Here is a 24979-nt window from a genome sequence, read left to right on the forward strand (position 1 = left end):
TCGTCGCTGTGAAGGACCAGGACTCGCCGCCGCTGGACTCCGCTGCCGCCACCAAGGCGCTTCGGGACGCCGTGCGCCAGGAAGCGCATGAAGAGGACCTTGCGCGCATGCGCGAGGCGCTGGCGGAGAAGGCGCACCATGTCGGGCTGCATGAAAACAGCGTGGTGCGCCAGATCGGCGCCATGCAGGTGGATGCCCTGCGCTCCTGGCGGGGCTGGGTCTCGTTGCCTTCGCGCCTGCTCCGGCTGGCCCGCACGGTCCGGCGCGGGCCGGGTCCCGGTCACATTCCGGATGCCGAGCTGGAAGCCCAGGCGGAGGCGGCCCTGGCCATCTACAACGCCGGTGGGTTCGTGGCGGCGGATGCGAAGGTCAGCGGCACGTTCCTGAGCGTCGAGCAGCGCGCGCGCGTCTACACCGAACTCGCCAAGCGGGTCTTTCCGATTTCACCGCGCGACGCCTGCCGGTTCGGCCAGGTGGCCGAAACCCTGGAGCCGAAGCCGTACCGGACGCTCTGGCTGGCCTACATGCGCTTCGATGCAGGCGAACTGGACGAGGCCCTGGCCACGCTGGACAGGCTGCCCGTCGAACATCCGCTCACCGACGAAGAGAAGGAACGGACGACGCAACTGCGCGGGCTCGTGCGCTTGCGGCACCGTCTTCCCGTGATCCCGCCGCGTGCGCCGGTGGCGGCACGGGATCGCAAGGGCGTGCTGTATGTCGCCGCCAGTGCGCTGCCCCATCACGTCTCCGGGTATACGTTGCGCACGCAGGAGCTGCTTTCCGCGCTGCGCGGGCAGGGTGTCGAACTGGCCTGCCTGACCCGGCCCGGCTATCCCGCCGATCGTCCGGACCGGGCCGCGGAGCCGGTCGATCCGACGACCGTGGACGGCATCGAATACCTGAGGGCGCCCGGAAACCGCCAGCTCAATGCGCCCGACGAATACATGGCGCGTGCGGCCGACGCCATCGAGAAGGTCGTTCGCGAACGTGGCGTTGCCATCGTCCACGCCGCTTCGAACTACGAAAACGCATTGCCCGCCCTGATCGCGGCGAGGAGGGCGGGACTGCCCTTCGTCTATGAAGTTCGCGGCCTGTGGGAGTTCACCAACGCCAGCCGCCTGCCGGGTTACGAGCAGCAGGAGCGCTTCGCGCTGGAGCGTGACCTGGAAACGCTGGTCGCGCGCAGTGCGGACCATGTGCTGGCCATAAACGAGGACCTGGCGGCGGAGCTGCGCCGGCGCGGCGTGCCGGCGGAACGTATCTCGTTGGCGCGCAATGGCGCCTATGCGGTCGATCGTCCCGATCCCGATCCGGAACTGCGGCGCACGCTGGACATCCCCGACGGCGCGTTCGTGGTCGGCTTTGCAGGCACGCTGACGCGATACGAAGGCCTGGATGACCTGTTGCGTGCGGTGGCCCGCCTGGGCTCCGACGGCAGGCAGGTGCACGCTTTGCTCGTCGGCACCGGGGAAGCCTGGGCCGGGCTCGAGCAGCTCGCCCAAGAACTGGAGATTTCCTCGCGGGTGCATTTTGCCGGCCGGGTCGCCCCTGCCGACGTCCGGGCGCACCTGGCGCTGTGCGATTGCGTTGCGTTGCCGCGCAAGCCCTTGCGTGTCTGCGAACTGGTCGCGCCGCTCAAGCCGGTCGAGGCGATGGCCATGGGCCTGCCGCTGGTGGTGTCCAATGTCGCGCCGCTGCGCCGTCTCGTCGAGGACGGCCGCACGGGCCGGGTGCACGCTGCCGGCGATCCGGACGCGCTCGCCAGATGCCTGGCCGACTTGGCTGCCAACCCCGAAGCGACCCGGCGGATGGGCGAAGCGGCGCGCCGCGTGGTCGAAGCCGAGTTCGGATGGGACCTGGTGGCAACCGACGTCGCGGCGGTCTATCGGGTCCTGGAAGATGGCACGACCGTGACATCGGCCTCCTCGGCGTCGACCGTTACCAGCACATCGCCGCGTGTCGGGCTTGCAGGTGGGCTTCGTTCGCTCAGGGTCGCCACGATCATGGACGAGTTCACGCAGGCCTGCTTCGAGCCGGAATGCCAACTCACGGCGCTGCGGATCGCCGACTGGCGGACGCAGATGGACGAATGCCAGCCGCACTTGTTGCTGGTGGAGTCCGCCTGGAAGGGCCACCGCATGGAGTGGGCCAAGAAGGTCCCGCAATGCAGCCACGAGCTGCGCGAGCTGGTGGCCTACTGCCGGTCGCGCGGCATACCCACGGCGTTCTGGAACAAGGAGGACCCGGTCCACTACGCGCTGTTCCTGCGCGCGGCGGCGCTGTTCGACGTCGTATTCACCACGGACATGGACCGCATCAAGTCCTACCGCGAGGACCTCGGCCATTCCCGCGTCCACCTGCTGCCATTCGCCGCGCAGCCCCGCGCGCACAACCCGGTGGAGAAGTACGACCGCAAGGATGCATTCTGCTTCGCCGGCTCGTACTACGTGAAATATCCGGAGCGGCGCGCCGACTTCGACATGCTTATGGAAGCCGCCGCCGATTTCCGGACGGTTGACATCTTCGACCGCAACCACGGCTCCGACGACCCGGGGTTGACCTTCCCCGAGCACTACCGGCCCCTGATCCAGGGCTCGCTGCCGTTCTCGGAGATCGACAGGGCCTACAAGGGATACCGTTACGCGATCACGATCAACACGGTCAAGCAGTCGCAGAGCATGTTCGCTCGTCGCGCCTTCGAACTGCTGGCATGCAACACGTTCACGATCAGCAACTATTCCCGCGGACTGCGGACCATGCTGGGAGAGCTGGTGCCCTCGGCGGGCGACGGCAGCCACATGCGGGAACTGCTCGCGGGCCTGCTGGCGGACCAGCAGAAGCTGCGCAGATTCCGCCTGGCGGGCCTGCGCAAGGTGCTCTCGGAGCATACCTATGCGCATCGCCTGTCCTGGTTGGCAAGCCGGACTTTGGGTGAGCCGGTAGAAGCGGATCGCGCACGTGTGCTCGTGCTGGTCCAGGCGGCCGACCAGGCCGCCGTGGACGCGGCCATCCTGGCGTTCGACGCGCAGCAGTGGCCCGAAAAACACCTGTTGCTTGTCGCAGCCGCGGGTCTGGTGCCGGACGTCCCGCTTGGACGTCGTGACCTTTCGCTTATTGGCGCGGATGAGGCCAGGCGAATCGACCCTGGGGTCGCCTGGCCCGAGCACTGGATCGCCCGTCTCGACGAGCGTGACCACCATGGGCCGAACTACCTGACCGATCTCGCGCTGGCGACTTCGTTCTCACGGGCTGCCGCGCTGGTGAAGGCGGCGTTCTATCGCCTGGAGGACGGGGTCCCCGTGCTGATCGACGATGGCCAACAGTACCGGCCTGCCAGCGGAGGCAGCTTGCGCCGTGCGCTGGTGCGCAGCGAGGCGCTGGCGGGCCGGATGCTCTCCGAGTTGCTCGACGGGGATGCTGCGATCGGTGCCGTCGAAACGCTTGCGATCGACGAGTTCAACTACTGCGAAGGTGGCGCGGGCGCGAACATCGACGCCGGAGTGCACGATCTGGCACTGGACACGGGCATGTCCATGGACGAGGTGCTGATGCGTGGTGAGACGCGCTTCGCCAGCGCGACGCCCGTGGCCAAGCGGGAGGACCGGGATGATTCCGAGGCGGAATACCTCCGCATCCTGTTCCCCCCCGTCGAGCCATGCCGAGGACAAGCTCAGGGTGCTCCACGCGGGCGACCACGTCCAGCTCAGTTCGCGGCTGGATGACGGCAAGCATGGTTACGTCTATGCCGCCCGCATGTTCCGCGCCGATGAGCTGGCCGAGGACGGTGCCGTGCGCTTCCACCTGCGCACTTCGGCCGGGCTGTATGTAAACGTCGCACTGGTTTTCCTCAACTCCGCGAAAGAAAAAATCTCGCACGCCATCGTCTCCTCCGACACGAACCAGGCGATACCGATGCCTGCCGGGACCGAGTGGATACGATTGGGGCTGCGGGTGATCGGTTCGGGTGACACCGACGTACTGGCCCTGGTCCGTGGCGCGGTTTCTCCCCGCCTGGACCAGATCACCGGCCTCGGCAGGGCGCTGCTCCTGACCAAGGACTACCCTCGTTACGACAATCTGTATCGCTACGGCTTCGTGCATCGTCGTGTACTGGCCTACGGGCAGGCCGGAACCCGCGTTGACGTGTTCCGCTTCAGCAGCCAGGCGCTCGAGTTTTCGGAGTTCCAGGGCATCGACGTGGTGGCCGGGCAGTCCGAGCACCTGTCGATGCTGGTCAGGGCAACCACTACCGGTGCCTGCTCGTGCATGCCATGGACCCGCAGATGTGGGAGGCAGTGAAGCCGCTGCTGGACAATGTCAGGGTGATCGTCTGGGTGCATGGTGCCGAGATCCAACCCTGGTACCGGCGGAGTTTCAACTTCGCCGATGCCGCGCAGATGGAGCGAGCCCGATGCGCCAGCGAACTCCGGCGCCGGATGTGGCTGGAAGTGCTCGCGCACCCGCATCCGAACCTGCGCCTGGTGTTCGTCTCCAGGCACTTGGCCCACGAGGCCGTACGCGATCTCGGGGTGGACGTTCCGTTGCGGCAGCTGGCGGTCATCCCCAATTTCGTGGACGGCGAGCTGTTCCGCTACCGGCCGAAAACCGCGGAGCATCGGCGCAAGATCCTGTCCATCCGGCCTTTTGCTTCCGCCGCCTACGGCAACGACATGACGGTGGCCGCCATCGTCGAACTGTCGCGCGTACCCTGCTTCAGGGAGCTGGAGTTCCGTATCATCGGCGACGGGCGCCTGTTCGAAGAGACGGTGGCGCCCTTGCGCGCCTTCCCCAATGTCACGCTGGAGCAACGTTTCCTGTCCCAACAGGAGATCGCCGAACTGCATTCTGAATACGGCGTGTTCCTGGTTCCGTCCCGCATGGACAGCCAGGGAGTGTCCCGTGACGAGGCGATGGCATCGGGGCTCGTGCCGGTGACCAACGCGGTGGCTGCCATCCCGGAGTTCGTGGACGGCAGTTGCGCATGGTTGGCCGCCCCCGAGGATGCCCATGGCCTGGCCATGGGCATCCTTACCCTTTATCGCGAGCCCGAGCGTTATTTGGCGATGTCCGCCGCTGCATCGGAGCAGGCGCGCCGCCTTTCGGGTGCCGAGGCCACCATCAATCGGGAACTTGTGCTCATCGGCGGTGCTTCCGTGCCGGCGCCGGCGCTGGATCCCGGTCCTGTCATGCGCCGCCTGGCCATCTATGGCGACGTGAACATGAACATCACCGATGGCTCGGCGATCTGGGCGGCTTCGTTGGCCCAGGTATTGGCCGGGCAGCCGGGAGTCAGCGCCACACTTTACCTCAAGGCGAGGGTGCACTCCCCGCGCATCATCGCGCCCCTGTTGCCGATCGAATCCTTGCGGGTGGCGGAACCCGACATCGAGGTCCGCCAGACGCTGTCCCCGCGCGAGGCGCTGGACTGGATGGAGGCCGACGATGCCACCCACGCGTACGACGCCATCGTGCTGCGTGGGTTCGAACTGTGCCGGTGCGCGTCGGAACGACCGGCATTGGCGGGACGCTTGTGGGTCTATATCACCGACCTGCCGCAGCGCGAGGAACTGGTGGATGGCGACACGCTGGCCACGTTGCGCACCATCGCCGCCGCTGCAGCAGTGGTTCTGTGCCAGACGCCGCAGTTCCGCGACTACCTCGAGCACCTGCTGCCGGAAGTCGTGGGCAAGACCCGGCTGCTGCCGCCGATGGTCCCGGCCCTGGCGCCGCCAGCGGCCGACATACAGAGATCCGGATCCACGCCATTGCTCGTCGCCTACGCCGGCAAGTTCGCGCCGCTGTGGGGCGTGCGCGAACTGTTCTCCGCGCACCGGAAGCTGCGCGACGAGGGCCTGGACCTGCAGCTGCATGCCTACGGCGACAAGATCCACAACCCGCCGGACGACCCGGCCTTCCGGGACACGGTGAAGGCGGCGCTGACGGAACAGCCGGGCGTGACCTGGCATGGCGCGATGGAGCGCGAGCCGTTGCTGGCGGCCTTGTCCGGCATGCATGTCGGATGGGCGTGGCGACACCCCGATCTGGAAGCGCACACGCACGAACTTTCCACGAAGGTGCTGGAGTACGCGCTGTGCGGCATACCGCCGATCCTCGCGGGCAACGCGCTGAATCGTGACGTGTTCGGCGCGGACTACCCGCTTTATGCCGACACCGAAAACGAAGCGCTTGAGCTGTTGCGCCGCTTGGCGCGCGACCCGGCATTGCTGCAGCGGGCCCGCGACGGGCTGCGAGAAGTGACGACCCGGTTCACCTTCTCCGGGGTGCGGGCCGCCCTGGCTGCCCAGGGGTTGTTGCCCGGGGTGCCGGAAGCGGCCGGGCGATGACTTCGCCCGACCCGACCGCCGGCAAGGTGCTCGAGGCGCTGCGTGCCCGGATCATGTCCATCCGCGCCAACCCCGCGGCGGCCAGGGCCGGGCGGCGCCTGCTGGCGGACGGCGTCTACCAGTTCCGCGGATTCCCCCGCCAAGGTGGATCTGCTGGCCGACTGGCGGGCGAATCCCTTCGGGCATCGCAGTTGGCAGTGGCACACCGCATCGTTCAACTTCATGCCCTGGCTGATCGCACTGGACGCCGCCGGAGAACCGGCGGCGATGCGCCGGGCGCTGGAGGCGGTGAGGTCCTGGTCGGCCGCCTTCCCGACCGCGGACAGCGATTACGAGTTCGCGTGGCACGACCATGCCACTTCCACGCGGGCACTCAATGTCCTCTGGCTGTTGTGCCACCTGCGCATGGACGGGCGAGAGCCGGAAGCACAGCAGATGCTGGAGTCGTTCCTGTCGCGGCACGCCGAACGCCTGATGGAAGAGGGCATGTACTCGAGGCATACCAACCACGGCATCGACCAGTCGCGCGTGCTCGCGCTGCTGGGCGCGAGCCTTGCGAACGGAGCGGAATGGCGGGCCAGGGCGATGACGCGGCTGGCGGACGAACTGGCCTTCGCATTCGGGCCCGACGGCGTGCATGTCGAGAACAGCCCGACATATCACCAGTTCGTCAGCAACCTGTTCACCGAAGTGGCGGCGAGTTTCGATCGAGACCAGCTTGGTCCGCTCGGAGCCTCGCTGGACGAGGTGCTGCCACGCGCGCTCGACTACATGGCCTGGATCGTGCGCCCGGACGGATTGATGCCGACGCTCGGTGATTCCGAACAGCGCCGGGCAAACAACGTCTACCGCAGCCTTGAAGGCACGCCAGGGCACGCCCGGCTGGACTGGGTGCTCAGCGGTGGCAACGAAGGTGAAAAACCCGCGGGATGGGTACGGGCCTTCGAGGCCGGCGGTTACCTGGTGGCACGCAGCGACTGGTCGGCGGCGGATGCGCCCGCCGATGCATTCCACATGGTGCTCCGGTGTGGCTTCCGTTCCGGCTACCACCGTCACGACGACGACCTGTCGATCTGCCTGTACTGGGGCGGTGACTGGCTGCTGGACCCGGGCATGCACAACTATGTCGAGGAGTCGCCGGTGCGCCGGTACCTGCGTTCGAAGTGGGCGCACAACGTTCCCGTTCCCGAAGGGTTCGGGCCCGACTGGTCGCGCCCGGCCTCGAATGCAGACGGCGGGCTGAAGCTGGTAGCCGGTGACGATGACCGTGCGCGGGCCGAGGCCTGGACCGCATCCTATCCGGGGATGTCGGCGCGCCGTTGCCTGGATATCGACCTGGCGGCGCGCCGGTTCGAGGTCGAGGACCGGCTGGAGTCGGCCTCGGCAACGGGCGGGCAGCACCTCTTCAAATCACTGTGGCACCTGCCGGCGGACAAGCAGGTGTCCATCGGCGACCGGCAGGTGCGCATCCTGGATGTGGTCCAGGGGCGTGAGCTGCGCATCGACGTGCTGGAGGGCGACTGCGAGCGGATCGTACTGGAAGACCCCGGCATCGAGGGCCAGCAGGGCGCGGTCGCCTCGCGCGAAGTCAACTCGCTGGAACCGGCGCAGGTATTGTCCTTCCAGTTCCGCGGCGCCGTGCTGCACTCGCGGCTCGGATTCCGAATGATCGACCATCGTGCTGACCAGCGCCTGGGAGGCAGCGACCCCGGGCGCGCCCTGTTCGAGAGTTATTGCCGCGAGCCTGCCCAATGGTGGCCTCCACTGGCCAAACGCGGCATGGAACGGATCTGCAAAAGCCGGGATGCGCACCTGCAGCGCCTTGGACTGGACGCGGCCGGCCTGGCGGAAGAACTGTACGCCACCGCCGTGCTGCGAAAACGCAAGCGGCGGCCGACCATCTACCTCACCGGGCTCGGCGGCGCCGCGGCGGCACGGCTGGAAACCCTGCTGGTGCAAGGCGCGGGCATGATCGGTGCCGGTTGGACGCAGATGCCCGCGCCGCTGGTGAAACGGGTCATGGCGCTCGATGCCAGGCACCGGGCGATCATCGTTGATGCCATCCATCTCCTGAACTCGCAGGCGGAGCCGACGGATGTCCTGCATGCCAGTGCCGTCAGCACCGAAGCGATCGTGCAGGCCGACCTGTATTTCACTCCCGAGCCGGGTTGCGTGAAGGTGCTGCTGTGCGGCGATCCGGTGCTGTACTGCCTGAGCCAGTCTGCGGCCGGTGTGCAGGTCCCGTCAGGCAAGGAACTTGAACACGCCGTCGCCCGGGCCGAGCGCGCCTTGCGCTGGTCCCAGCGCCAGCAGTTCGACCTCGGTTACACGCCTCAGCAGGTGCTCGACGCGCCGGGTGAGGTGGTGGCCGCCATCTGCCGCGCCAGCGGCACGCCGCTCGACACGGATCGTCTCGAGAGAGCGCTGCGACGACAGGCCAGGCATGCCAGCGCGGCAGGCATTGCCAGCCGCAGCGATTTCCCGGCAGCGCTGGTCAGCCGCCTGGAGGATCGGTTCGCGCCATTCGCCGGCCTCTGGCCGCGCGACTGAAGCGGATCACGGGAGCCTTTGCACGCATGGACCAGCTGAATTCGCATGTCCTCGCCGGCCTCGGGCTGCTGGCGGTCGTATCGTTACTGGCCGTTCCCAGGGAAGGCCGTGTCGGCACGACGCTTGCCACTTTTGTCGTCGGGCTGGTGCTTGTGTTGGCCGGCATACGCTGGACCAGCAACGAGGCAGGATATTTTCCCTTGACCCACGCACTACGGCTCGTCGCCGGGGCGGAGCGCGAACTGAAGGCGGCAATCGCAGATCCGGCCGTCAGTCGGATACTTCTGTTCGAGGGCAGCAGCTACAGTGCCCGCGGCCTGGATGGCCATCTGATAGCCCGCGAGTTCAGCGAGCAGACCGGGGTCGGAACCGCATCGGTGCAATTGACCCTGGACGGCTCCAATCACTTCGAACGGTACTGGATGTTGTCCATCGTCATCAGCCGTCTGGACCAGGCGGCGCAACGCGAGGCGCTGCGCCGCAAGGAACTCGTGCTGATGATGGAGATACAGAGTCGCTACGACCTGGACCCGCTGAACAACTTCACGCGCAACGAGCGCACCTACCGAACCTACGCTTACATGGGGCCGGGGAATGCACTGGCGGCGCTACATTCGCTGGCGTTGAACGGTACGGGTAAGCCGGCGACGGCCCTGGCGGTCCTGGAGCACGTCGCGATCAACATGTCATCGCTCGGCGGGTTCCGGCGCATGAGCAGAATCGACGGACTCCGCGTGAGCCCGGGCTATCTGCCACTGGACGGTTCCAAGGCCGGATACCGCTACAAAAAGGGCCCACGGGTGCAAGCGGCACTGAGGCATGTCGCCGCGTGGCGCAGAGAGGACCGGCTGGTCGCCAGGGCGGGCAAGGAGCTGGCGTGGATCGGACCGGTGCGTGTTGCCCGGTTCGATGAACTGCTGGATGGAATGCTCGACCGCAGGATGTTCTATGCCGTCGCCAGCGCCGATCCGGCCGATGTCTACCATGTCGCCACATTCTGCGCGGTTCGCCAGGACGGAGCCTGTCTGGACTACGAGGACGCCGGGCTGATGTCCAGTCTGGACGGGTCCGCCTACTGGAACGATGACCGGCACCTCACCCGTGCCGGCGCCAGGGTGTTCAGCCATTGGTTCGCCGGCCGTCTCGCCGCCGGCTTCGGGGCGGAGTCGGCACGATGATCTTCACCTCGGGTGCGTTCCTGCTTTTCTACGTGGTCGTTTTTTCTGTTTACTGGCTGATGCGCGGGCGCATCGCCCAGAACGGATTCCTGCTGGCCGCCAGCCAGCTGTTCTACGGTTGGTGGGACTGGCGCTTCCTGGGCCTGATGTGGGTGGTCATCCTGGTATGCCATTTCGCGGCGATGCTGATCGAGGCCAGGTGGCGGCCACGCCTGGTGATGGTGGTGGCGATCACGGCCCTGCTGGCCATCCTGTCGGCGTTCAAGTACTTCAACTTCTTCGCCGGGTCGCTGCAGGCGCTGGCGTCATTCGCCGGCGTGCACCTGTCCGTTGCCACCCTGACGATCATCCTTCCGGTCGGCATCAGCTTCTTCGTCTTCGAGGCGATCTGTTACGTCGTGGACGTCTGGCGCCGTGACATCCGCGCCGACCGCAGCCTGGCGAACACGGCGCTGTACATCTCGTTTTTCCCGAAGATGATGGCCGGCCCTATCATCCGCGCCTCGGACTTTTTCCCGCAACTCCAGCAGGCAAGGATCCTGACGGCCCGCGACCTGCTGGCGGGGCTGAAGCTGTTCCTGATCGGGTTCATCTACAAGGCGGTGTTCTCGGACAACATCTCGCCGTTCGTGGACGGCGTCTATGCTTCGGTGGCCGGGCACGACAACCACAGCCTGGTGATGGCCACCCTGGGGTTCTATGCCCAGATCTACTTCGATTTCTGCGGCTACTCGCTGATGGCCATCGGCATCGCCCGCACCTGGGCATCCACCTGCCCAGGAACTTCAACTTCCCCTACATCGCAACCAACATCACCGACTTCTGGCGCCGGTGGCACATCTCGCTGTCCACCTGGCTGCGCGACTACCTGTACATCCCGCTGGGCGGAAGCCGGGGCGGGGAGGTCTAGCGCCAACGCAACCTGATGCTGACCATGCTGCTGGGCGGGTTGTGGCACGGCGCGAGCTGGAACTTCGTGTTCTGGGGCGGCCTGCATGGCGCCGCGCTCGTGGCACACAAGGAGTTCGCCCGGATCACCCGCGACTGGCCGCGTTCGGCGCTGGCCATGGCCGCCTGGGTCCTGTGTGCCTGGGCGCTGACCCAGTCCTTCGTGCTGCTGGCCTGGGTGCCGTTCCGGGCCCAGGACTTCGGTGACTCGCTGCAGGTGTTCGCGGCGTTCAGCGGCCTGCGCGCCGATGCGTGGCTGGCGCGCGCGGACGTCCCTTATTTCGCCTTGCTGGCCCCGTTGCTGCTGGACACGCTCGTGCTCGGGATCCAGTCGGACCGGCGGTGGTTCGCGTCCCGCGTGCCCGCGCTGCCGGCCTGGGCCATGGCCCTCGGGGCCGGTGCCGCGGCCGCGGTCCTGATCATGGTGATGTCGCTGGAAGTGAGCAACTTCATCTACTTCCAGTTCTGAGCCGCCGGGTCAGGCGGCGGCGAAATCGCGGGAATAGCCGAAGGCGTCGAAATCGGCCCGGAAACGTTCGTAAATCAGGTCGGCCAGTTCGGGAGTGTAGAACTGGGCCAGCTTGCTGCCGGCATTGGTCACCTTGGGCGACTTGTTCACTTCGGATGCGGCCATGGGCGGCCGGACTTCACCCCAGATGCGGCGGCTGACCTCGCCCATGTCTTCCCAGAGGTTCTCGAACTTTCCGATGAAGTCGAACTCCATGTCGCCCCATAGGATGTCGTCGGCCTGGACCCGCCAGTGCGAGTTCTGGTCGGGAGACTTCTGCGCGCAGATGGTGCGCACGAACAGGTCGAAGCTGATGTCTTCCGTAACCACATCCTTGGCCTTCAGCGTGCGGAGCAGGTGCGCCCTGGGTTTGCTGGTCGGGTTCAGGATGCGGTCGAGGTAACACGACAGCGTGCGTGAATAAGGGTTGCGGACGAATGCGAACCGGAAATAATTGCCGCTGTTGAGCACCACGCGCAGCAGGTCCGGCGGAAGCTGGTAGGGCGAAAGCAGGGGTGACAGCCGCTTGTCGAAGGGCGAGGGCGGGGCCTTGTTCACCGATTCGAGCTCGATCGTGTACAGGCTGTTCTTGATCGAGCTGTTGGCGACCTTGTCCACGGCGAAATAGACGTATTTGTTCCGCAGCGAGATGTTGGTGGAGTCCTCGAAATCAATCGGCCGCTTGCGGCGCGCGATGAGGGTCTGGTCGTAGATCGCCATCAAACCTGCCTCTGTGGAAGTGTGGGGCTGCGGCGGGCCTGGGGCGGCCCCGTGCCCGGGTGGTCCGGACCCTAGTATTATGCAGGCCCGCAACCAGCGGGTGCGAGGCTGGGCTTCGAGGAGCGACATGAGGATTCCGGACATGGCGGAAGGGGCGACCAGCCCCGCCGAGGCGTTCATAGAGGCGGTCACGGCCCAGGCCCACGACATGGCCACCCTGCCCTATGTGCTCACCTATGCCCCTGTGGCGCAGATGAACCCGTTCCAGCGCCTGCTGTATTCGCGGTCCGCCGAATACGGCTTCGCGATCGTGCCGGCGCTTCAGTTCGGGCACCTTGGACTGGCCGGATGGCGCGACCGGTCGGTGATCCACCTGCATTGGCTGGCCGGGATATTGGACGGCGTCGCGACGCAGGAAGAGGCCGGCGGGCGGATCGAGGCCTTCGCTTCTGACCTGGCGCGCTGGCGCGACGACGGCCATCGCATCGTCTGGACCATGCACAACGTGCTGCCGCACGACTGCGATATTCCCGAGGCCGAGGTCGCACTGCGCCGGGTGATCGTGGCGGGCGCCGATGCCATCCATCTGCTGTCGCGCAGTTCCGCCGACGAGGCGCGCCGCCACTACGACGTCCCCGAACACAAACTTTTCCATGTGCCGCATCCTTCCTACGAAGGCTGGTACGCCAATGCCGGCGACCGCATCACCGCGCGACTCGACATCGGCGCCGAACCGCGCGACTTCGTCTTCGTGCTGTTCGGCTCGATACAACCCTACAAGGGCGCCATCGAACTGGTGGATGCCTTCGAGGTGCTGCGGGAAATGCATCCCGGCCGATCGCTGCGGCTGGTCATCGCCGGAAAGCCGATAGACAAGGAGTACACGCAACGCCTGGCGGCGCGCATGGCGCACGTCCCTGGCGCATCGCTGCTGCCCAGCTCGCTGGAAGAGCGCAACATCCAGTCACTATTCAACGGCGCGGATGTGGTGGTGGCCCCTACCAACGTACCCTGAACTCCGGCGTCGCATTATTGGCGGCGACCTTCCGCCGCCCCTTGATCGCGCCGCGTGCCGGCGGCGTACTCGAAACCTACTCGGCCGATCCTGCATTGCTTTATGGCAATACACCGGGAGACGGCCTAGTCGAGGCAATGGACCGCGCCTTGGGTCACCGATCGTCTCCGGACGCCCTTGACGGCATCCTCGCGCGGCATCGTCCGGCCGATGTCTCAAGCCGTTTCTTCAGGGCCCTGCACGAGCACCTGTTCTCGCGCGACGGCCACGGGAAGGTCCGCTCATGAAAATCGCCAAGATCATATTCGGCGCTGGACCACGGGAAGGCCCGCTCAAGAGAATAGCCAAGATCCTTTTCGGCGCTGGTCCAGATGGAGACATTGTGGTCGACCACCCGGTGATTCCCGGCGCCTACTACACGATCCGTGCGCATGCGCATGACGACGCGTCGAGCGCCGGACCGACCGGGATGATGGCGCGGGTGCGGTTCCTGGACGCCGCAGGCGTGGAAATCCCTGGCGTGGCGGCCGGTTGTTCCACGTCGGAACAATACGGCGCCTTTGTCTACCTGCCTACCGTCGTGCCCGGTGCGGAGCCTGCGTGGGCCCAGGCGCCGGTTTGCGCGCCGGAGAGGGCGGCGAAGATGCGCTTGAGCGTGAGGCGTTGGAAGGTGTCCGCCGCACTTGCTTTTTCCGGTCGCGTTGACATCGCTGACGACCGCACATTTGCCAAGTTCGAGCAGACCCATCCCGTCGATGCAGGCCGGGCGTACCAGTTGACCGTCCGGCTAGCGGACGATGAGCCCACCGACCGGGCGATGGTGCTGACGATGGAATTCCAGGACGCTGCGGGCCAGCGCCTGCCCGGCCCCTACGTGGGCACGAGCGAATCGCCCCGTTTTGGCGCCTACCGGTATGCGGGCGCCGCCGCCCAGGACGGCAGTCTCAACGTGTTCGGCCTTTCCGCGCCAGAACAGGCAGCCCAACTGGTCATACGTGGTCACCGCTGGCACGGGGGTAGTGGGCTGCAGCTTGTCGCGCCGATATCACTGGTCGCCCAAGGGGTGACGGATACCACCCGCTGGAAGCTTGTAGACGCGGCCGGTGACGAGATGGACCAGTGCCTCGCGCCCGAGCACGCTGGCTTGGTTTGCGTGCAGCTGGGCTACCAGGCCGACGTGGAACCGAAGGAGATCGCAGCGCTCGTCACCCTGAGATTCCTGGATGCTGCGGGCCAGCCGATGGTTGCCGGCATCGACAGCCCGGAGGCGGCCTTGTCGGCACCGATCACATTGATGGGCAGTCCCTCCGCGATGGTGCGAAAGTGCCTGGCGTGGCGTCCGGCGGGCGCGGTCGGCCTACGCGTCAAGGTGCAGCCCGCGGCCACGGAAAGCATGGTGCGCATCGATCCGACGCCCGGCGTGGAGACACTGTCCCCGGACCTGCCGGGTGTGCGCATAGAAACGGTCGCTGCCCCCATGCAGCGTTCCGAACACAGTGTGCGCATGTTCAGCGCGTGGTCGTCGCGCGTCAGGGTGGAGGTACTTCGCCCCTTCGACCCCTCGTTGCCCGAGCCCGAGCTTTACCTCTTCTTCGGTGACGACCGTGGCAAGACAGTGCCCCCGCAGGATGGACTGATCGACAGCGCCGACGTTGAGTATCGGACGTTTGGCAATATCCTGCGCCTGTTCCTGCGCCGGAAGGCGCATGCGGACGTGGACACGTGCCCGGGGCTGGAGGTTTTCACTGCGCAGTTCAGCCTGCGCGCACCGATCGGTGCAACAAACGCCGTGCTGAGGATGGGCAACCGCTCCCTCTCGGCAGAGGCGGCAATGGGGCTGGATGTCCAGACCACCTACGATCTGATCGAATCGGCGATCACGCCGGCCATGGCTGGCGATCTGGCGCTGCTCGAGGACGCTTCGCCGGAAGCGGGCCGGTTCGCGCTGCAACGCCTGCTGGAACTGCACGGCGACGACCATGGCGTGATGATGGCCGCCATGGATTCATTCCGCCGCCTCGGTGACGTGGACCGCCTGGAGGCAATGGCGGCCCGCGGGGTCTCGGTTCAGGGGGCCGCGGCAGGTAAGCTGCGCATGAAATCCAAGCACATGCTGGCGCTGGTGCGGGAGCTGGATACGAACTGGCTGCCGGATGTCGGTGGTATCCCTCCGCTCGCGCCGGCTCCGCGGCCGGCATCGGCCGGATTGCGGGTGGCCCATCTTTTCAAGACCACGCTGCCGCACGAAAACAGCGGCGGCGCCATCCGCTGCCTGAACATCGTCAAGCACCAGCAGCGGATCGGCATGCGGCCGATCGCGATCACCCCGCTGGGCTACCCCGAGCGCGGCCTGTCCGGCGCTCCCTGGGAAAGGGATGACGTCGAAGGCATCCCGCATTTCCGGCTCAACGGCCTGTCGCGCGCGGATGTCCGCAGCGTGCCGGTGACCCGTCAGCTGGATTTCACCGCGCTGCTTACCGCGCAGCTGTTGCGCAGCGAGGGCGTCGACCTGATCCAGGCGAGCTCGGGCTACCGGGGTTATGAGCAGGCCCTGGTCGGCCTGGCCGTTGCGCGGCGCCTCGGTGTGCCCTTCGTCTACGAGGTCCGGTCCTACCACGAACATACCTGGCGGCCGATGGCCGAATGGGTGATGGACAAACAGATGACCCGTCGCCGGATGGCGCAGGAAGACCGCTGCATGCGCGAGGCGGACGCCGTGGTCACCATCTGCGAAACCATGAAGGAAGGGCTGGTTGCGCGCGGCATTCCGGCCGACAAGGTCTTCGTGGTGCCCAACAGCGTCGACATGGAGCATTTCATTCCGCAGGCGCCGGACCTGGCGTTGCGCGAGCAGCTTGGCATCAAGGCGGGCACGGTGGCGGGCTACATCTCGAACCTTTCGGCCCGGGAAGGCCATGCCGTGCTGCTGCGGGGCGTGGCCATGGCCCGCGCCCGGGGCGCCGACCTGGCTTGCCTGATCGTGGGTGCCGGGCCCGAGCTGGAGCGGCTGAAGGCGCTGGCCGGACAGCTCGGCATCGCCGAGCACGTTGTCTTCACCGGCGAGGTCGCGCACGACCAGGTGCAGAAGTACTACGCCCTGATCGACCTGTTCGTCGTGCCGCGCGTCGAGGATTTCGCCAGCGATTACGTCACGCCCATGAAGCCGTTCGAGGCGATGGCGATGGGTCGGCCGGTGATCATCAGCGACCGGCCGGCGCTCAAGGAGGTTGTCGAGCCTGGCGTGCGCGGTGACGTTTTTCGCGCCGGTGACGCCGAGCACCTTGCCGACAAACTGGTGGCGCTGCAGGCGCAGCCCTCGATCGCGCATGAATTCGCGCTTGCTGGCCGAGAATGGATCACGAACGAACGGACCTGGGAAAAATCGATCCGGATCTACGAGGCGGTGTATGCATACGCCCGGGCTACGCGAGATGTGGCGGTATGAAGAGCGAGGTCGAGCAGACGATCCATGTGACGACAACGTCTGCAGTTCCGCGATTCAGTGCCATTGAAGGAGTCCGGTCGGTACTGGCCTGGTGGGTTGTTCTCGCCCACGTTATAGATTTCTCCGGATTTGACGCAGTTGACCTGCCAGCCCTGCTGCGCCCACTCCGGCAAGGCATCTTGCCGGTTTACGTGTTCATGATGATCTCCGGTTTCGTCATCACGCACCTGCTGGCCAGAAAGCAGGAGCCCTATGCCGCGTATGCGGTGCGGCGCGTTTTTAGATTGCTCCCATTGCATGTAGCCATTCTGGTGGCAGTTCTGATCGCGGCATCCGTCGGTCTGGATGTCACGAGGGTCCAAGGCGAACATTTGCTGGATCGATTCCTGGTCGAACTAAGCATGCTGAATGGATTGATCCCAAGGGCTTGGGAGCCGGCAAGTTGGGGTTCGTTGAATACGCCGAACTGGTCCATCAGCGTTGAAATGCAGTTCTATCTGCTTGCTCCGCTCGTCATATTGCCGGTACTCAAAAGGCAGAAGGCGCGGTGGGTGGCCGGACTTGTGTACCTGGCATTTGTCATGCTTTCGGTCCAGTCCTACGGGCGCTGGTTCTGCTATGTGCCAGGCATGGCATGCGTGCAGTATCCACATCCGTCATTCCTTCCCATTGTCGCCATCTATTTCGCGATTGGTGCCTCAACCTACCTGTTGATGTTCCGATGGAAGGAGCTAGGCCTTGGTGCGCTTGGCGTGCTGCTGCTGCTGTTGCCCATGGCCCTTGTCGAAGGCGCCCTGATTCCGATGGTCCTGTGGGCAATGGTGGTTGCGTTGGTCATGCTCCCGGAAAGTCGTGCTTCCAGATTCTTTTCATCAGCGCCGCTGGTTTCGCTTGGCACCGTGAGCTATTCGACGTACCTGATCCATTTTCCTCTCGTATTCTTCTCGGCATCGATTGCGCGGGACCTTGGCTTCAAGGGCGGAAACCTTGAAACGCTGGCGGTCATGTCCTTGATGGTTTTTCCAGTTGTCCTGGCATTTTCGTACTTGGCCTACCGCTACATTGAAATGCCGGGGATTCGAACTGGATCCAGCCTCGCAAGAAAACTTTCTGGTGCGGAGCGCCGGTAAGCAGTCGTACGCGAGCATTCGAGTTCAAGCAAGCACGCCAAGCAGGTGCCGCAAGTTGCTGAAAAATAAGAATAAAATACGGCATTTTGTTTGATGGTCGATTCCGCGAATGTCCGGAATTGATGCCAATGCTCGTTACATTGGAACGCGAAGAGTCAACTTCGTCGGTGATCGCCCAGGCGCACCGATTTCCTTCCTTGAGAGTCCCAATGATCCGCAACAAGCTTATGGCTGCTACTGCTGTCGCGATTGGTCTGGTCGCTGCGTCGGTCCCGATGCAGAGCGAGGCAGCGACCTCGCGTTACCGGTACGTCGGTGCGACCAATGCTTGCGACGCAACCGATCCGGCGAACTTCACAGGTCTTCGGTTCCGCACGATCGGCGTGTTCAACGCCTCCCTCTCGTCCATCCAGATTGCCTGCTCGGTTCCGGCAGACCTCAATGCCGACAATGGCGTCTCCGAAGTCAGCCTGTTCCTAACGAACTTCAGGAATGTACCCGTTACCGTGAACTGCTGATTCACTGTTTCCGCCGGCAACAGGGGCTCAGGCGTCAACAACTATCCGCAGGGCGGCCAGGTTCCGGCCGACACCACGATCGAACGCTGGTACGCCAGCATTGACCGCGTGCAGACGTCGTTCACCCACTACAACGTGACCTGCATCCTGCCGCCGGGCATCGAGCTCAGCACCATCCGCGTGGTGGAGAACAGCGTCGAAGATGACCTCTGATCCGCGGGCAGGGCACAGTTCGACGATGAGATAACGAACGCGCACATCAAAAAGCCGTTGATTGCTGAGATCGCGTTCGGTCTGCCGGGTGGAGGCTGGATCCTCAGGTTCCGCCTTCACCCTGCGCTTGGGCAGACACGCACTACAACGTGAACTGCAGTCTTGCAAAGAGCCAACTTAATCGGCTGCTACTTCGGCGCGCCGAATCCATTCTTGGAGAATCCAAATGATCCGCGACAACCTCACCGCTGCTGCCCTCGCTATCGGCCTGGCCGCAGCCGCGTTCCCGATGCAAAGCAACGCTGCGGACTACCGTTATCGTTACGTCGGCGCGACCAATGCCTGCGACGCCACCGATCCGGCAAATTTCACCGGCCTGCGCTTCCGCACCATTGGTGTGTTCAATGCCTCCCTCTCGTCCATCCAGATCGCTTGCTCGGTTCCGGCAGACCTCAATGCCGACAACGGTTCGAGCCAGGTCAGCCTTTTTCTCACCAACTTCAAAAACACGCCTGTGACAGTCAACTGCACGGTGTCCGCTGGCAGCCGCTCCGAGGGTACGAATAACTACCCACAGGGCGGCCAGGTTCCGGCCGATACGACCGTTGAACGCTACTACGGCAGCATTGATCGTGTCAGCACCGCCTATACGCACTACAACGTGACCTGCATCCTGCCGCCCGGTGTCGAGCTCAGCACCATCCGGGTGGTCGAGTACAGCGCCGAACTGGATCTCTGATCCAGCCGACGTCCTTTGGACCCACGCCGAGACGCTGAAGACGATATGAGCAAGCCACTACTCGCGGTGATCGCGTTGGCTCCTGGTTGGCGGAGGTTGGGTCCTAGGATCCAATCTCCGTTCCGCGGAAAGTGTTTCGCCCAGCGGCGGCGATGCCGCCGCTGTGGTGTCTGATACGGACGTCGAAGCCCGGATGGCCGCACTGGAAGAAAAAGTGCAGCGCATTGCGGTGTCCATCGACCGGCTCGCGGCACGTGGTGCCGCGCCTTCCGCTTCCGACGGAAGCGCGGAAGATCGAGCCGGAATGGAGCCCTTCGACCAGGAAGCAGCGAACGCCCGGCGCGAACAGACCCGCCTCGACTATGCCAGGCGCTTTGCGGAAGATGGGGTGGACCATGCGTGGTCCGCCGCCGCCAAGACCGACCTGCTGGCCAAGGCGGCAGGAGATCATGTCCTCGCGAATGCACCAGCCATGCCGGACAAATGGGACGTGGACTGCCGATCCAGCATGTGCCAGATGACCTTCGACTTCTCAGACGCCTCCGCGGCGACGGACTGGACCGACGCCTACATGGCCGACATGGGCAATTCGCTCGCCTCGGTGTGGACCTCAGAAGTCAGGAATCCCGACGGCACGACCACGGTCGTGATGTACGGTTTCCGCTGAGGCGGACTGCCGACCCGATCCGGCTGCGGGATCGCTGCCGGAAGGATTACTGGAAGTCGCGAATCTCTCCGGGCACCCCGAGCGCTTCCGGAAGGCCCGAGGTGTTTGTCCGGGCGAGCGAAGGGAGCTGGGTGGCCGAGGGGGCGCAGCGCACTCCGGAACACGCCAGGTCCAGGTTGACGACGCGCTCGAGGCGACCGAGCAATGCAAGCGGCTCGTCGCCAAACTTCGCCAAGCCAGCCGCGCACAGATCGGTGATCCAGGGGCGCAGGGCATCGCCGCCGGGCAGGGCCATGTCGCCGTTGCGCAGCACCAGCCGGACCCGATCCCCGGGTTCGAGTTCACCGCGGTCCTTGAGCGGATGCCAGCCGTCCTCTGCGGCGGACTTCACGTCGTAGCGGGAAACCACCTCGTCCGGTAGTTTCGCAAGCACCTGTGGAAGCCCCGGGGGCGCAGCTGCGGTTGGCGCCGGGGACTGCGGGAAACAGTCGCAAAGCGCATAACCCTGGCCCGAGATCGCGCGCGCCATCACCGCGTGCATGGATCGGCGATAGTTCGGCTCCATGTCCCGCCACGATTTGGCGACGCCACCCTGATCCAAGTTCCCTCGTTCTGCGCTCATCCCCTCCGTGCTGCGAAGAAACTCGGGGCTGTTGCGATGGGAAACATCGGCAGCCACCTCGGTGCTGATCTCAAGTCCGATGGCGGCGAGCATGTTCCTCAAGGTGTCTGGCCCGCGCTTCCGGAAGTCCTCGTAACTGACCTGGACGTCCGCCTTGTGCCTGAGCCCGGAATAGCGGTCCCAGTAACTCTGGCTGCGGCGCGCCTTGGACAGCATGTACTCAAAATCGTCGAGTCCGGTCGCTTCGTAGGCGCGGTACTCCGCCTTGCGGAAGCTGACCGACATGGTGCGGTCACGCGGGTCCCGGACAAGGTGGATGACCTTCGCGTCAGGACGCAGCCAGCGATAGAACGAAATCTTCTCGCAGCCGTGGGCCGAATTGACCATGCGGGCGCTCGCGAAATCCGCCGGATCCAGGCCATAGAGAAGGCCGTGGGCGAGCTCGGTCGCATCCATCATCCTCGCCGCCTGCTCGCGGTCCTGCGTGCGGAGTTCCGCATACTGCCGCTGAGGAAGATAGACTTCGCCCGCGTCCATAAGACCCGCGGATTGCGCCATCATGCGCGACACCCAGTGCGAACCGCATCCACCCAGATTTACGAGGTATACGGGAAGCGTCTGGTCAGGAGCTCGCTGCTGCACGGCGGCGATCAGGGATTCGACGAAGGAGTCGCGCGACAGTCCATGTCTCTTGAGCGCGATGGAGATCACGGATTCCAGTTTTACTACCTGGCGCTCCCTGATATCACCCCAAGCGCTCACGGGGTCCCGGAAGTAATCGCGGACCCACTGCTTCCAGTCAGGCGGTGTCGTCATTCATCGTTCTCCCAGACCCGGATGGCTACTTCGGCTCCACGTGAACGGGTGTCGGGCCAAAGTTACGGTAGTGAGTGATCCGGGGCGGCTTCGCTGCTTCCGTCATGTCGAATTCGACGCACTTGCCGTTCCCGTCGGATTCGATGAAGAGCCTCAGCAACTTCCCGCCGTACAGCTGGTGCGCTTCGAAACGGCAAGACGCGTTGGTCGTGAGCAAACTGGCAAGCCAGCCTTCAGCTGCCCGGAAGCCGGTGGCGACGATGGGTGCTGGTTCCAGGTGCCCGAGATCACGTGTAACCCAGGATTGAGGGAATGCTTCGCCTCCCCGGGGCCGGCGTGGCGGTCAATGTCCTTGTTGCCAGCCTGGTGCATGTACAGCCGGGCCTTGCGCCCTGCTGCCTCGATGACGCCGTCGTCGCGCTCGGCCAGTGTGACGCCAGGCGCGAAGCGGAACAGAGCATCGAACCGGTGCCTGCCCTGGGCTGCGACGGCATCCACCACCAGGTAGGTGCCCGCCCCAAGGTCCACGAAACCGCGGTGCCAAATCGCGCCGCCGAGGTCGTCGCACACCAGCCGCATTCCGCTTCCAAGTGGTCCCGTCATCACGCTCGCGACGCGGGTCAGGTACGGCCGGGACTTGCGGTCGACCAGCACGACGTTGTGCGCTTCAGCGGCCTTGAAGTAATTGAATCGCAGCTTCTGGCCGTAGGCATAGGGGCCGCCGGAGTCCACCAGCATCGCCTCGCCTTCCAGATTGATGGTGAAGCTGCCGCCGTCAGCGTGCGCATGCGCGCCCATGTAGGGTTTGTCGAGAAGCAACGCCAGGTTGCTTTTTGCCGGTCCACCCGCCGTTTCGTCATGGAACACGTAGAAGCCGGTGCGCGGGAAGACCGTGAGCGCTTCTGGGCGGTCGGCACCGGTACCGCGTCCCATCAGGTACTCCGAGACAGAAGATTCTGGAACGAGTGCGGTGATCTCGTCGAGCATGGGGCTCGCGGACGTGCGGCCGAATGTCGTGTCACCAACGGCAGGAAGCTCGTGATTCGCCGGTGAGACGCGATGGTAGAAATCGATCATCTTTCGCAAGACTTCACGATAGCCGGGAATCACATCTATGCCGAAGCCGGCCATGTACGTGGCACTCTGGGCGAGCAGCCAGGCATCGAAAAGGTGGTAATAGATCGAATGCTCACGGCACACACCCTCGTCTGAATCGATCATTTCCGAATAGACGTCGCGCATCGCCTTGAGTGCGAGGGATTTCGTCGATTCCGCGTCGAGGACATCTTCAAATACGTGTGCCAGGTCCCACAGGGCCTCGGCGTGGAAGATGCCGTGGTTGTTGGCCTTCCAGCGGCCCGAAGCGATGAACTCCCGAAGCTTTTCCTCGTGCTGGCGCACGACGGCCGCGAGTTGCTGGACTTCCCCGGCCGCGAGCTGGCCCCGCAAGCGACGTTCGTACACGTAGGCAAGGGTCGATGCGCGCCATGCGGTGGAATGGTCGAACCAGACCATCTTGTGCACTTCCCGGCCGCTGTTCTCAGACAGGAAGCGGACGTAGGAAATGAACAGCTCTTTCAGTCTTGCGGCACAGGCCGAGCGCCCGGCTTCGTCGGGCGCTTCGTCGATACCCAGGTCGAGAATGGAGAGCCAGACCAGCGAGTGGTAGTAGAGCCCCAGGTGTCGTCACGGTAGGGGTCTTCGTTCCACTCGGGCTCTGCCGGGAGCTGCCAGGGCTTGAAGGGGCGGCAGACATCGACGATGCCCGAGCGAAGCCAGAGTTCCAGAGCGCGGGGCGTCCGCTGCCTGGCGAAGTCGGGCTGACGCAGCTTCTGAAACAGGGGCTTTCCGTTCATCAATTCATACGCCAGGATTTCGAGCCCGTACCAAGGGGTTGCCATGGTCGATCGGCTATCGAACGGCTGCACCCGGCTGGTCGCGTCTGTGAGGGGATCGGGATCATACGTCTTCTCCCTGGCCGGGTCACTTCAGGTGCCCGTAGCATTGGCCGAAAGTACGTGTCGGCCCTGACGCCAGCTGGCTATAATCCAGCGCTAGTTCAGGACGGGCGGGTCAATACGATGTCTGCACCAATTGGCAATGCGCGAGGCAAGCTTTATCCCGGGGCCGTTGAAGCACTCGCAGGAATCGTCGCCGACGGCCAGACCCTCGCGGTCGGCGGCTTCGGCCTGTGCGGCATCCCCGAGGCCCTGATCGCCGCCCTGCGCGATTCCGGCGTCAAGGGCCTGACCGTGATCTCGAACAACGCCGGCGTGGACGGCTTCGGCCTGGGTCAGCTGCTGAGCACGCGCCAGATCGCCAAGATGATTTCGTCCTACGTGGGCGAGAACAAGGAGTTCGAACGCCAGTACCTGGCCGGCGAACTGCAGCTCGAGTTCAACCCGCAGGGCACGCTGGCCGAACGCCTGCGCGCCGGTGGCGCCGGCATCCCGGCCTTCTTCACCCGCACCGGCTACGGCACCATCGTCGCCGACGGCAAGGAAACCCGGCAGTTCCCTGACGGCCACTGGTACGTGCTGGAAACCGCGCTCAAGGCCGACGTCTCGCTGGTGAAGGCCTGGAAGGCCGATGCCGCCGGCAACCTGGTGTTCCGCAAGACCGCGCGCAACTTCAACCCGGCCTGCGCGATGGCCGGCAAGGTCTGCGTGGCCGAAGTGGAGGAGATCGTCGAGGTCGGAAGCATCGACCCCGACCACGCGCACCTGCCGGGCATCTACGTGGACCGCATCGTGCTCAACACCACGCCCGAAAAACGCATCGAACAGCGCACCGTGCGAGGAGCGAAATAATGTCCTGGTCCCGTGATGAAATGGCGCAGCGCGCCGCCAAGGAACTCAGCGACGGCGCCTACGTGAACCTGGGCATCGGCCTGCCGACCCTGGTCGCCAACCACATCCCCGATGGCATGGACGTGTGGCTGCAGTCCGAGAACGGCCTGCTCGGCATCGGCCCGTTCCCGACCGAAGACGAAGTGGACGCCGACCTGATCAACGCCGGCAAGCAGACCGTCACCGCGCGCGCCGGCGCCAGCTATTTCGGCAGCCACGATTCCTTCGCGATGATCCGCGGCGGCCACATCGACCTGGCGATCCTGGGCGCAATGGAAGTCACCGACCGCGGCGACCTGGCCAACTGGATGGTGCCCGGCAAGATGGTCAAGGGCATGGGCGGCGCAATGGACCTGGTGGCCGGCGTCAAGCGCGTGGTGGTGCTGATGGAGCACACCACGAAAACCGGCGAGCCCAAGATCCTGCCGCAATGCACGCTGCCGCTGACCGGCGTGGGCGTGGTCAACCGCATCATCACCGAGCTGGCCGTGATGGACGTCACCGCCGAAGGCCTGGCCCTGGTCGAGATGGCGCCTGGCGTCAGCGAAGACGAGCTGCGCCAGAAGACCGGTTGCCCGTTCCGCCGCGCGGCCTGAGTCCCGACCGCCTGGCCGGCTCCGTGCTCGAACCGGTCACGGGTCCCGGCGGTGCGCCCCTGCTGCGCCTGCACGGCCCTGGCGGTGCGCGCGTGGATATCAGCGAAACCGGCGGCCAGGT

General features: G+C 65.1%; 19 protein-coding genes and 1 pseudogene. 17 read left to right on the plus strand and 3 right to left on the minus strand.

What is annotated here, in order from left to right; all coding sequences use genetic code 11:
- Positions 1 to 8: 8 nt before the first annotated feature.
- The 8 genes and pseudogenes from FRZ33_RS05665 (at position 9) to FRZ33_RS05695 (ending at position 11489) form a co-directional block, all read left to right on the plus strand.
- Positions 9 to 3722, plus strand: a complete 3714-nt coding sequence (locus FRZ33_RS05665) for a glycosyltransferase (RefSeq protein WP_146908272.1) — start codon at positions 9 to 11, stop codon at positions 3720 to 3722.
- Positions 3676 to 4299 carry a hypothetical protein gene (locus FRZ33_RS05670; protein ID WP_146908274.1) on the plus strand — a complete coding sequence of 208 codons (624 nt, stop codon included), beginning with the start codon at positions 3676 to 3678 and terminating at the stop codon, positions 4297 to 4299. The genes FRZ33_RS05665 and FRZ33_RS05670 overlap by 47 nt, the downstream gene beginning before the upstream one ends.
- On the plus strand, positions 4272 to 6344 hold the full coding sequence (locus tag FRZ33_RS05675) for a glycosyltransferase family 4 protein (RefSeq protein WP_146908277.1): 2073 nt from the start codon (positions 4272 to 4274) through the stop codon (positions 6342 to 6344). The genes FRZ33_RS05670 and FRZ33_RS05675 overlap by 28 nt, the downstream gene beginning before the upstream one ends.
- Positions 6345 to 6488: 144 nt before the next feature.
- A complete protein-coding gene (locus tag FRZ33_RS05680; protein ID WP_158637102.1) occupies positions 6489 to 8894 on the plus strand; it encodes a heparinase II/III domain-containing protein in 2406 nt (801 codons plus the stop codon).
- 26 nt (positions 8895 to 8920) lie between these two features.
- Positions 8921 to 10072 carry a hypothetical protein gene (locus tag FRZ33_RS05685; protein ID WP_146908282.1) on the plus strand — a complete coding sequence of 384 codons (1152 nt, stop codon included), beginning with the start codon at positions 8921 to 8923 and terminating at the stop codon, positions 10070 to 10072.
- Between the two features lie 218 nt (positions 10073 to 10290).
- Positions 10291 to 10809 (plus strand): annotated as a pseudogene (locus FRZ33_RS17615) (MBOAT family O-acyltransferase); the annotation flags it as partial.
- Positions 10810 to 10883: 74 nt separating this feature from the next.
- Positions 10884 to 10982 carry an MBOAT family O-acyltransferase gene (locus FRZ33_RS17620; RefSeq protein WP_425480625.1) on the plus strand — a complete coding sequence of 33 codons (99 nt, stop codon included), beginning with the start codon at positions 10884 to 10886 and terminating at the stop codon, positions 10980 to 10982.
- 15 nt (positions 10983 to 10997) lie between these two features.
- Entirely contained in the window at positions 10998 to 11489 is a 492-nt protein-coding gene (locus FRZ33_RS05695; protein WP_146908284.1) for an MBOAT family O-acyltransferase, read from the plus strand.
- A 9-nt stretch (positions 11490 to 11498) separates the two neighbouring features.
- Here FRZ33_RS05695 and FRZ33_RS05700 read toward each other — a convergent pair whose 3' ends face one another.
- Positions 11499 to 12248, minus strand: a complete 750-nt coding sequence (locus FRZ33_RS05700; protein ID WP_158637103.1) for a sulfotransferase family 2 domain-containing protein — start codon at positions 12246 to 12248, stop codon at positions 11499 to 11501.
- Between the two features lie 142 nt (positions 12249 to 12390).
- Here FRZ33_RS05700 and FRZ33_RS05705 point away from each other — a divergent pair, with 142 nt between their 5' ends.
- The 7 genes from FRZ33_RS05705 to FRZ33_RS05735 all read left to right on the plus strand — a co-directional run bounded on the left by FRZ33_RS05705 (position 12391) and on the right by FRZ33_RS05735 (position 19975).
- Positions 12391 to 13263, plus strand: coding sequence for a glycosyltransferase family protein (locus FRZ33_RS05705; RefSeq protein ID WP_158637104.1), 873 nt, complete (start codon positions 12391 to 12393; stop codon positions 13261 to 13263).
- Between the two features lie 41 nt (positions 13264 to 13304).
- Entirely contained in the window at positions 13305 to 13550 is a 246-nt protein-coding gene (locus FRZ33_RS05710; RefSeq protein WP_158637105.1) for a hypothetical protein, read from the plus strand.
- Positions 13547 to 16708, plus strand: coding sequence for a glycosyltransferase family 4 protein (locus FRZ33_RS05715; RefSeq protein ID WP_146908295.1), 3162 nt, complete (start codon positions 13547 to 13549; stop codon positions 16706 to 16708). Before FRZ33_RS05710 ends, FRZ33_RS05715 begins: the two co-directional genes overlap by 4 nt.
- Positions 16705 to 17838, plus strand: coding sequence for an acyltransferase family protein (locus FRZ33_RS05720; RefSeq protein ID WP_158637106.1), 1134 nt, complete (start codon positions 16705 to 16707; stop codon positions 17836 to 17838). Before FRZ33_RS05715 ends, FRZ33_RS05720 begins: the two co-directional genes overlap by 4 nt.
- A 209-nt stretch (positions 17839 to 18047) precedes the next feature.
- The gene (locus tag FRZ33_RS05725) at positions 18048 to 18356 is read left to right on the plus strand and encodes a hypothetical protein (protein WP_146908301.1); all 309 of its coding nucleotides are present in this window, start codon (positions 18048 to 18050) and stop codon (positions 18354 to 18356) included.
- A gap of 439 nt (positions 18357 to 18795) precedes the next feature.
- Positions 18796 to 19308 carry a hypothetical protein gene (locus FRZ33_RS05730; RefSeq protein ID WP_146908304.1) on the plus strand — a complete coding sequence of 171 codons (513 nt, stop codon included), beginning with the start codon at positions 18796 to 18798 and terminating at the stop codon, positions 19306 to 19308.
- Between the two features lie 193 nt (positions 19309 to 19501).
- On the plus strand, positions 19502 to 19975 hold the full coding sequence (locus FRZ33_RS05735; protein ID WP_146908307.1) for a hypothetical protein: 474 nt from the start codon (positions 19502 to 19504) through the stop codon (positions 19973 to 19975).
- 46 nt (positions 19976 to 20021) lie between these two features.
- On the opposite strand, the gene FRZ33_RS05740 is transcribed toward FRZ33_RS05735, so the two are convergent.
- On the minus strand, positions 20022 to 21413 hold the full coding sequence (locus tag FRZ33_RS05740) for a sulfotransferase (protein ID WP_146908309.1): 1392 nt from the start codon (positions 21411 to 21413) through the stop codon (positions 20022 to 20024).
- Between the two features lie 153 nt (positions 21414 to 21566).
- The gene (locus FRZ33_RS05745) at positions 21567 to 22928 is read right to left on the minus strand and encodes a heparinase II/III domain-containing protein (RefSeq protein WP_146908311.1); all 1362 of its coding nucleotides are present in this window, start codon (positions 22926 to 22928) and stop codon (positions 21567 to 21569) included.
- A gap of 566 nt (positions 22929 to 23494) precedes the next feature.
- Between FRZ33_RS05745 and FRZ33_RS05750 the strand changes: the two genes are divergently transcribed.
- Both FRZ33_RS05750 and FRZ33_RS05755 read left to right on the plus strand, forming a co-directional pair.
- On the plus strand, positions 23495 to 24223 hold the full coding sequence (locus FRZ33_RS05750) for a CoA transferase subunit A (protein WP_146908314.1): 729 nt from the start codon (positions 23495 to 23497) through the stop codon (positions 24221 to 24223).
- On the plus strand, positions 24223 to 24858 hold the full coding sequence (locus FRZ33_RS05755) for a CoA transferase subunit B (RefSeq protein ID WP_146908316.1): 636 nt from the start codon (positions 24223 to 24225) through the stop codon (positions 24856 to 24858). The genes FRZ33_RS05750 and FRZ33_RS05755 overlap by 1 nt, the downstream gene beginning before the upstream one ends.
- Positions 24859 to 24979 lie beyond the last annotated feature (121 nt).

This window comes from Arenimonas daejeonensis (assembly GCF_007993735.1).
GTDB classification, from domain to species: domain Bacteria; phylum Pseudomonadota; class Gammaproteobacteria; order Xanthomonadales; family Xanthomonadaceae; genus Arenimonas; species Arenimonas daejeonensis.

What these genes read in the sequence shown, in the direction of transcription:
- FRZ33_RS05675 (WP_146908277.1), top strand. Translation starts at nt 4,272, where the DNA reads ATGGACCCGCAGATGTGGGAGGCAGTGAAGCCGCTGCTGGACAATGTC.
- FRZ33_RS05750 (WP_146908314.1), top strand. Translation starts at nt 23,495, where the DNA reads ATGTCTGCACCAATTGGCAATGCGCGAGGCAAGCTTTATCCCGGGGCC.
- FRZ33_RS05745 (WP_146908311.1), bottom strand. Translation starts at nt 22,928, where the DNA reads ATGGTCTGGTTCGACCATTCCACCGCATGGCGCGCATCGACCCTTGCC.
- FRZ33_RS05720 (WP_158637106.1), top strand. Translation starts at nt 16,705, where the DNA reads ATGAAGAGCGAGGTCGAGCAGACGATCCATGTGACGACAACGTCTGCA.
- FRZ33_RS05730 (WP_146908304.1), top strand. Translation starts at nt 18,796, where the DNA reads ATGATCCGCGACAACCTCACCGCTGCTGCCCTCGCTATCGGCCTGGCC.
- FRZ33_RS05700 (WP_158637103.1), bottom strand. Translation starts at nt 12,248, where the DNA reads ATGGCGATCTACGACCAGACCCTCATCGCGCGCCGCAAGCGGCCGATT.
- FRZ33_RS05725 (WP_146908301.1), top strand. Translation starts at nt 18,048, where the DNA reads ATGATCCGCAACAAGCTTATGGCTGCTACTGCTGTCGCGATTGGTCTG.
- FRZ33_RS05705 (WP_158637104.1), top strand. Translation starts at nt 12,391, where the DNA reads ATGGCGGAAGGGGCGACCAGCCCCGCCGAGGCGTTCATAGAGGCGGTC.
- FRZ33_RS05755 (WP_146908316.1), top strand. Translation starts at nt 24,223, where the DNA reads ATGTCCTGGTCCCGTGATGAAATGGCGCAGCGCGCCGCCAAGGAACTC.
- FRZ33_RS05740 (WP_146908309.1), bottom strand. Translation starts at nt 21,413, where the DNA reads ATGACGACACCGCCTGACTGGAAGCAGTGGGTCCGCGATTACTTCCGG.
- FRZ33_RS05735 (WP_146908307.1), top strand. Translation starts at nt 19,502, where the DNA reads ATGGCCGCACTGGAAGAAAAAGTGCAGCGCATTGCGGTGTCCATCGAC.
- FRZ33_RS05685 (WP_146908282.1), top strand. Translation starts at nt 8,921, where the DNA reads ATGGACCAGCTGAATTCGCATGTCCTCGCCGGCCTCGGGCTGCTGGCG.
- FRZ33_RS05695 (WP_146908284.1), top strand. Translation starts at nt 10,998, where the DNA reads ATGCTGACCATGCTGCTGGGCGGGTTGTGGCACGGCGCGAGCTGGAAC.
- FRZ33_RS05715 (WP_146908295.1), top strand. Translation starts at nt 13,547, where the DNA reads ATGAAAATCGCCAAGATCATATTCGGCGCTGGACCACGGGAAGGCCCG.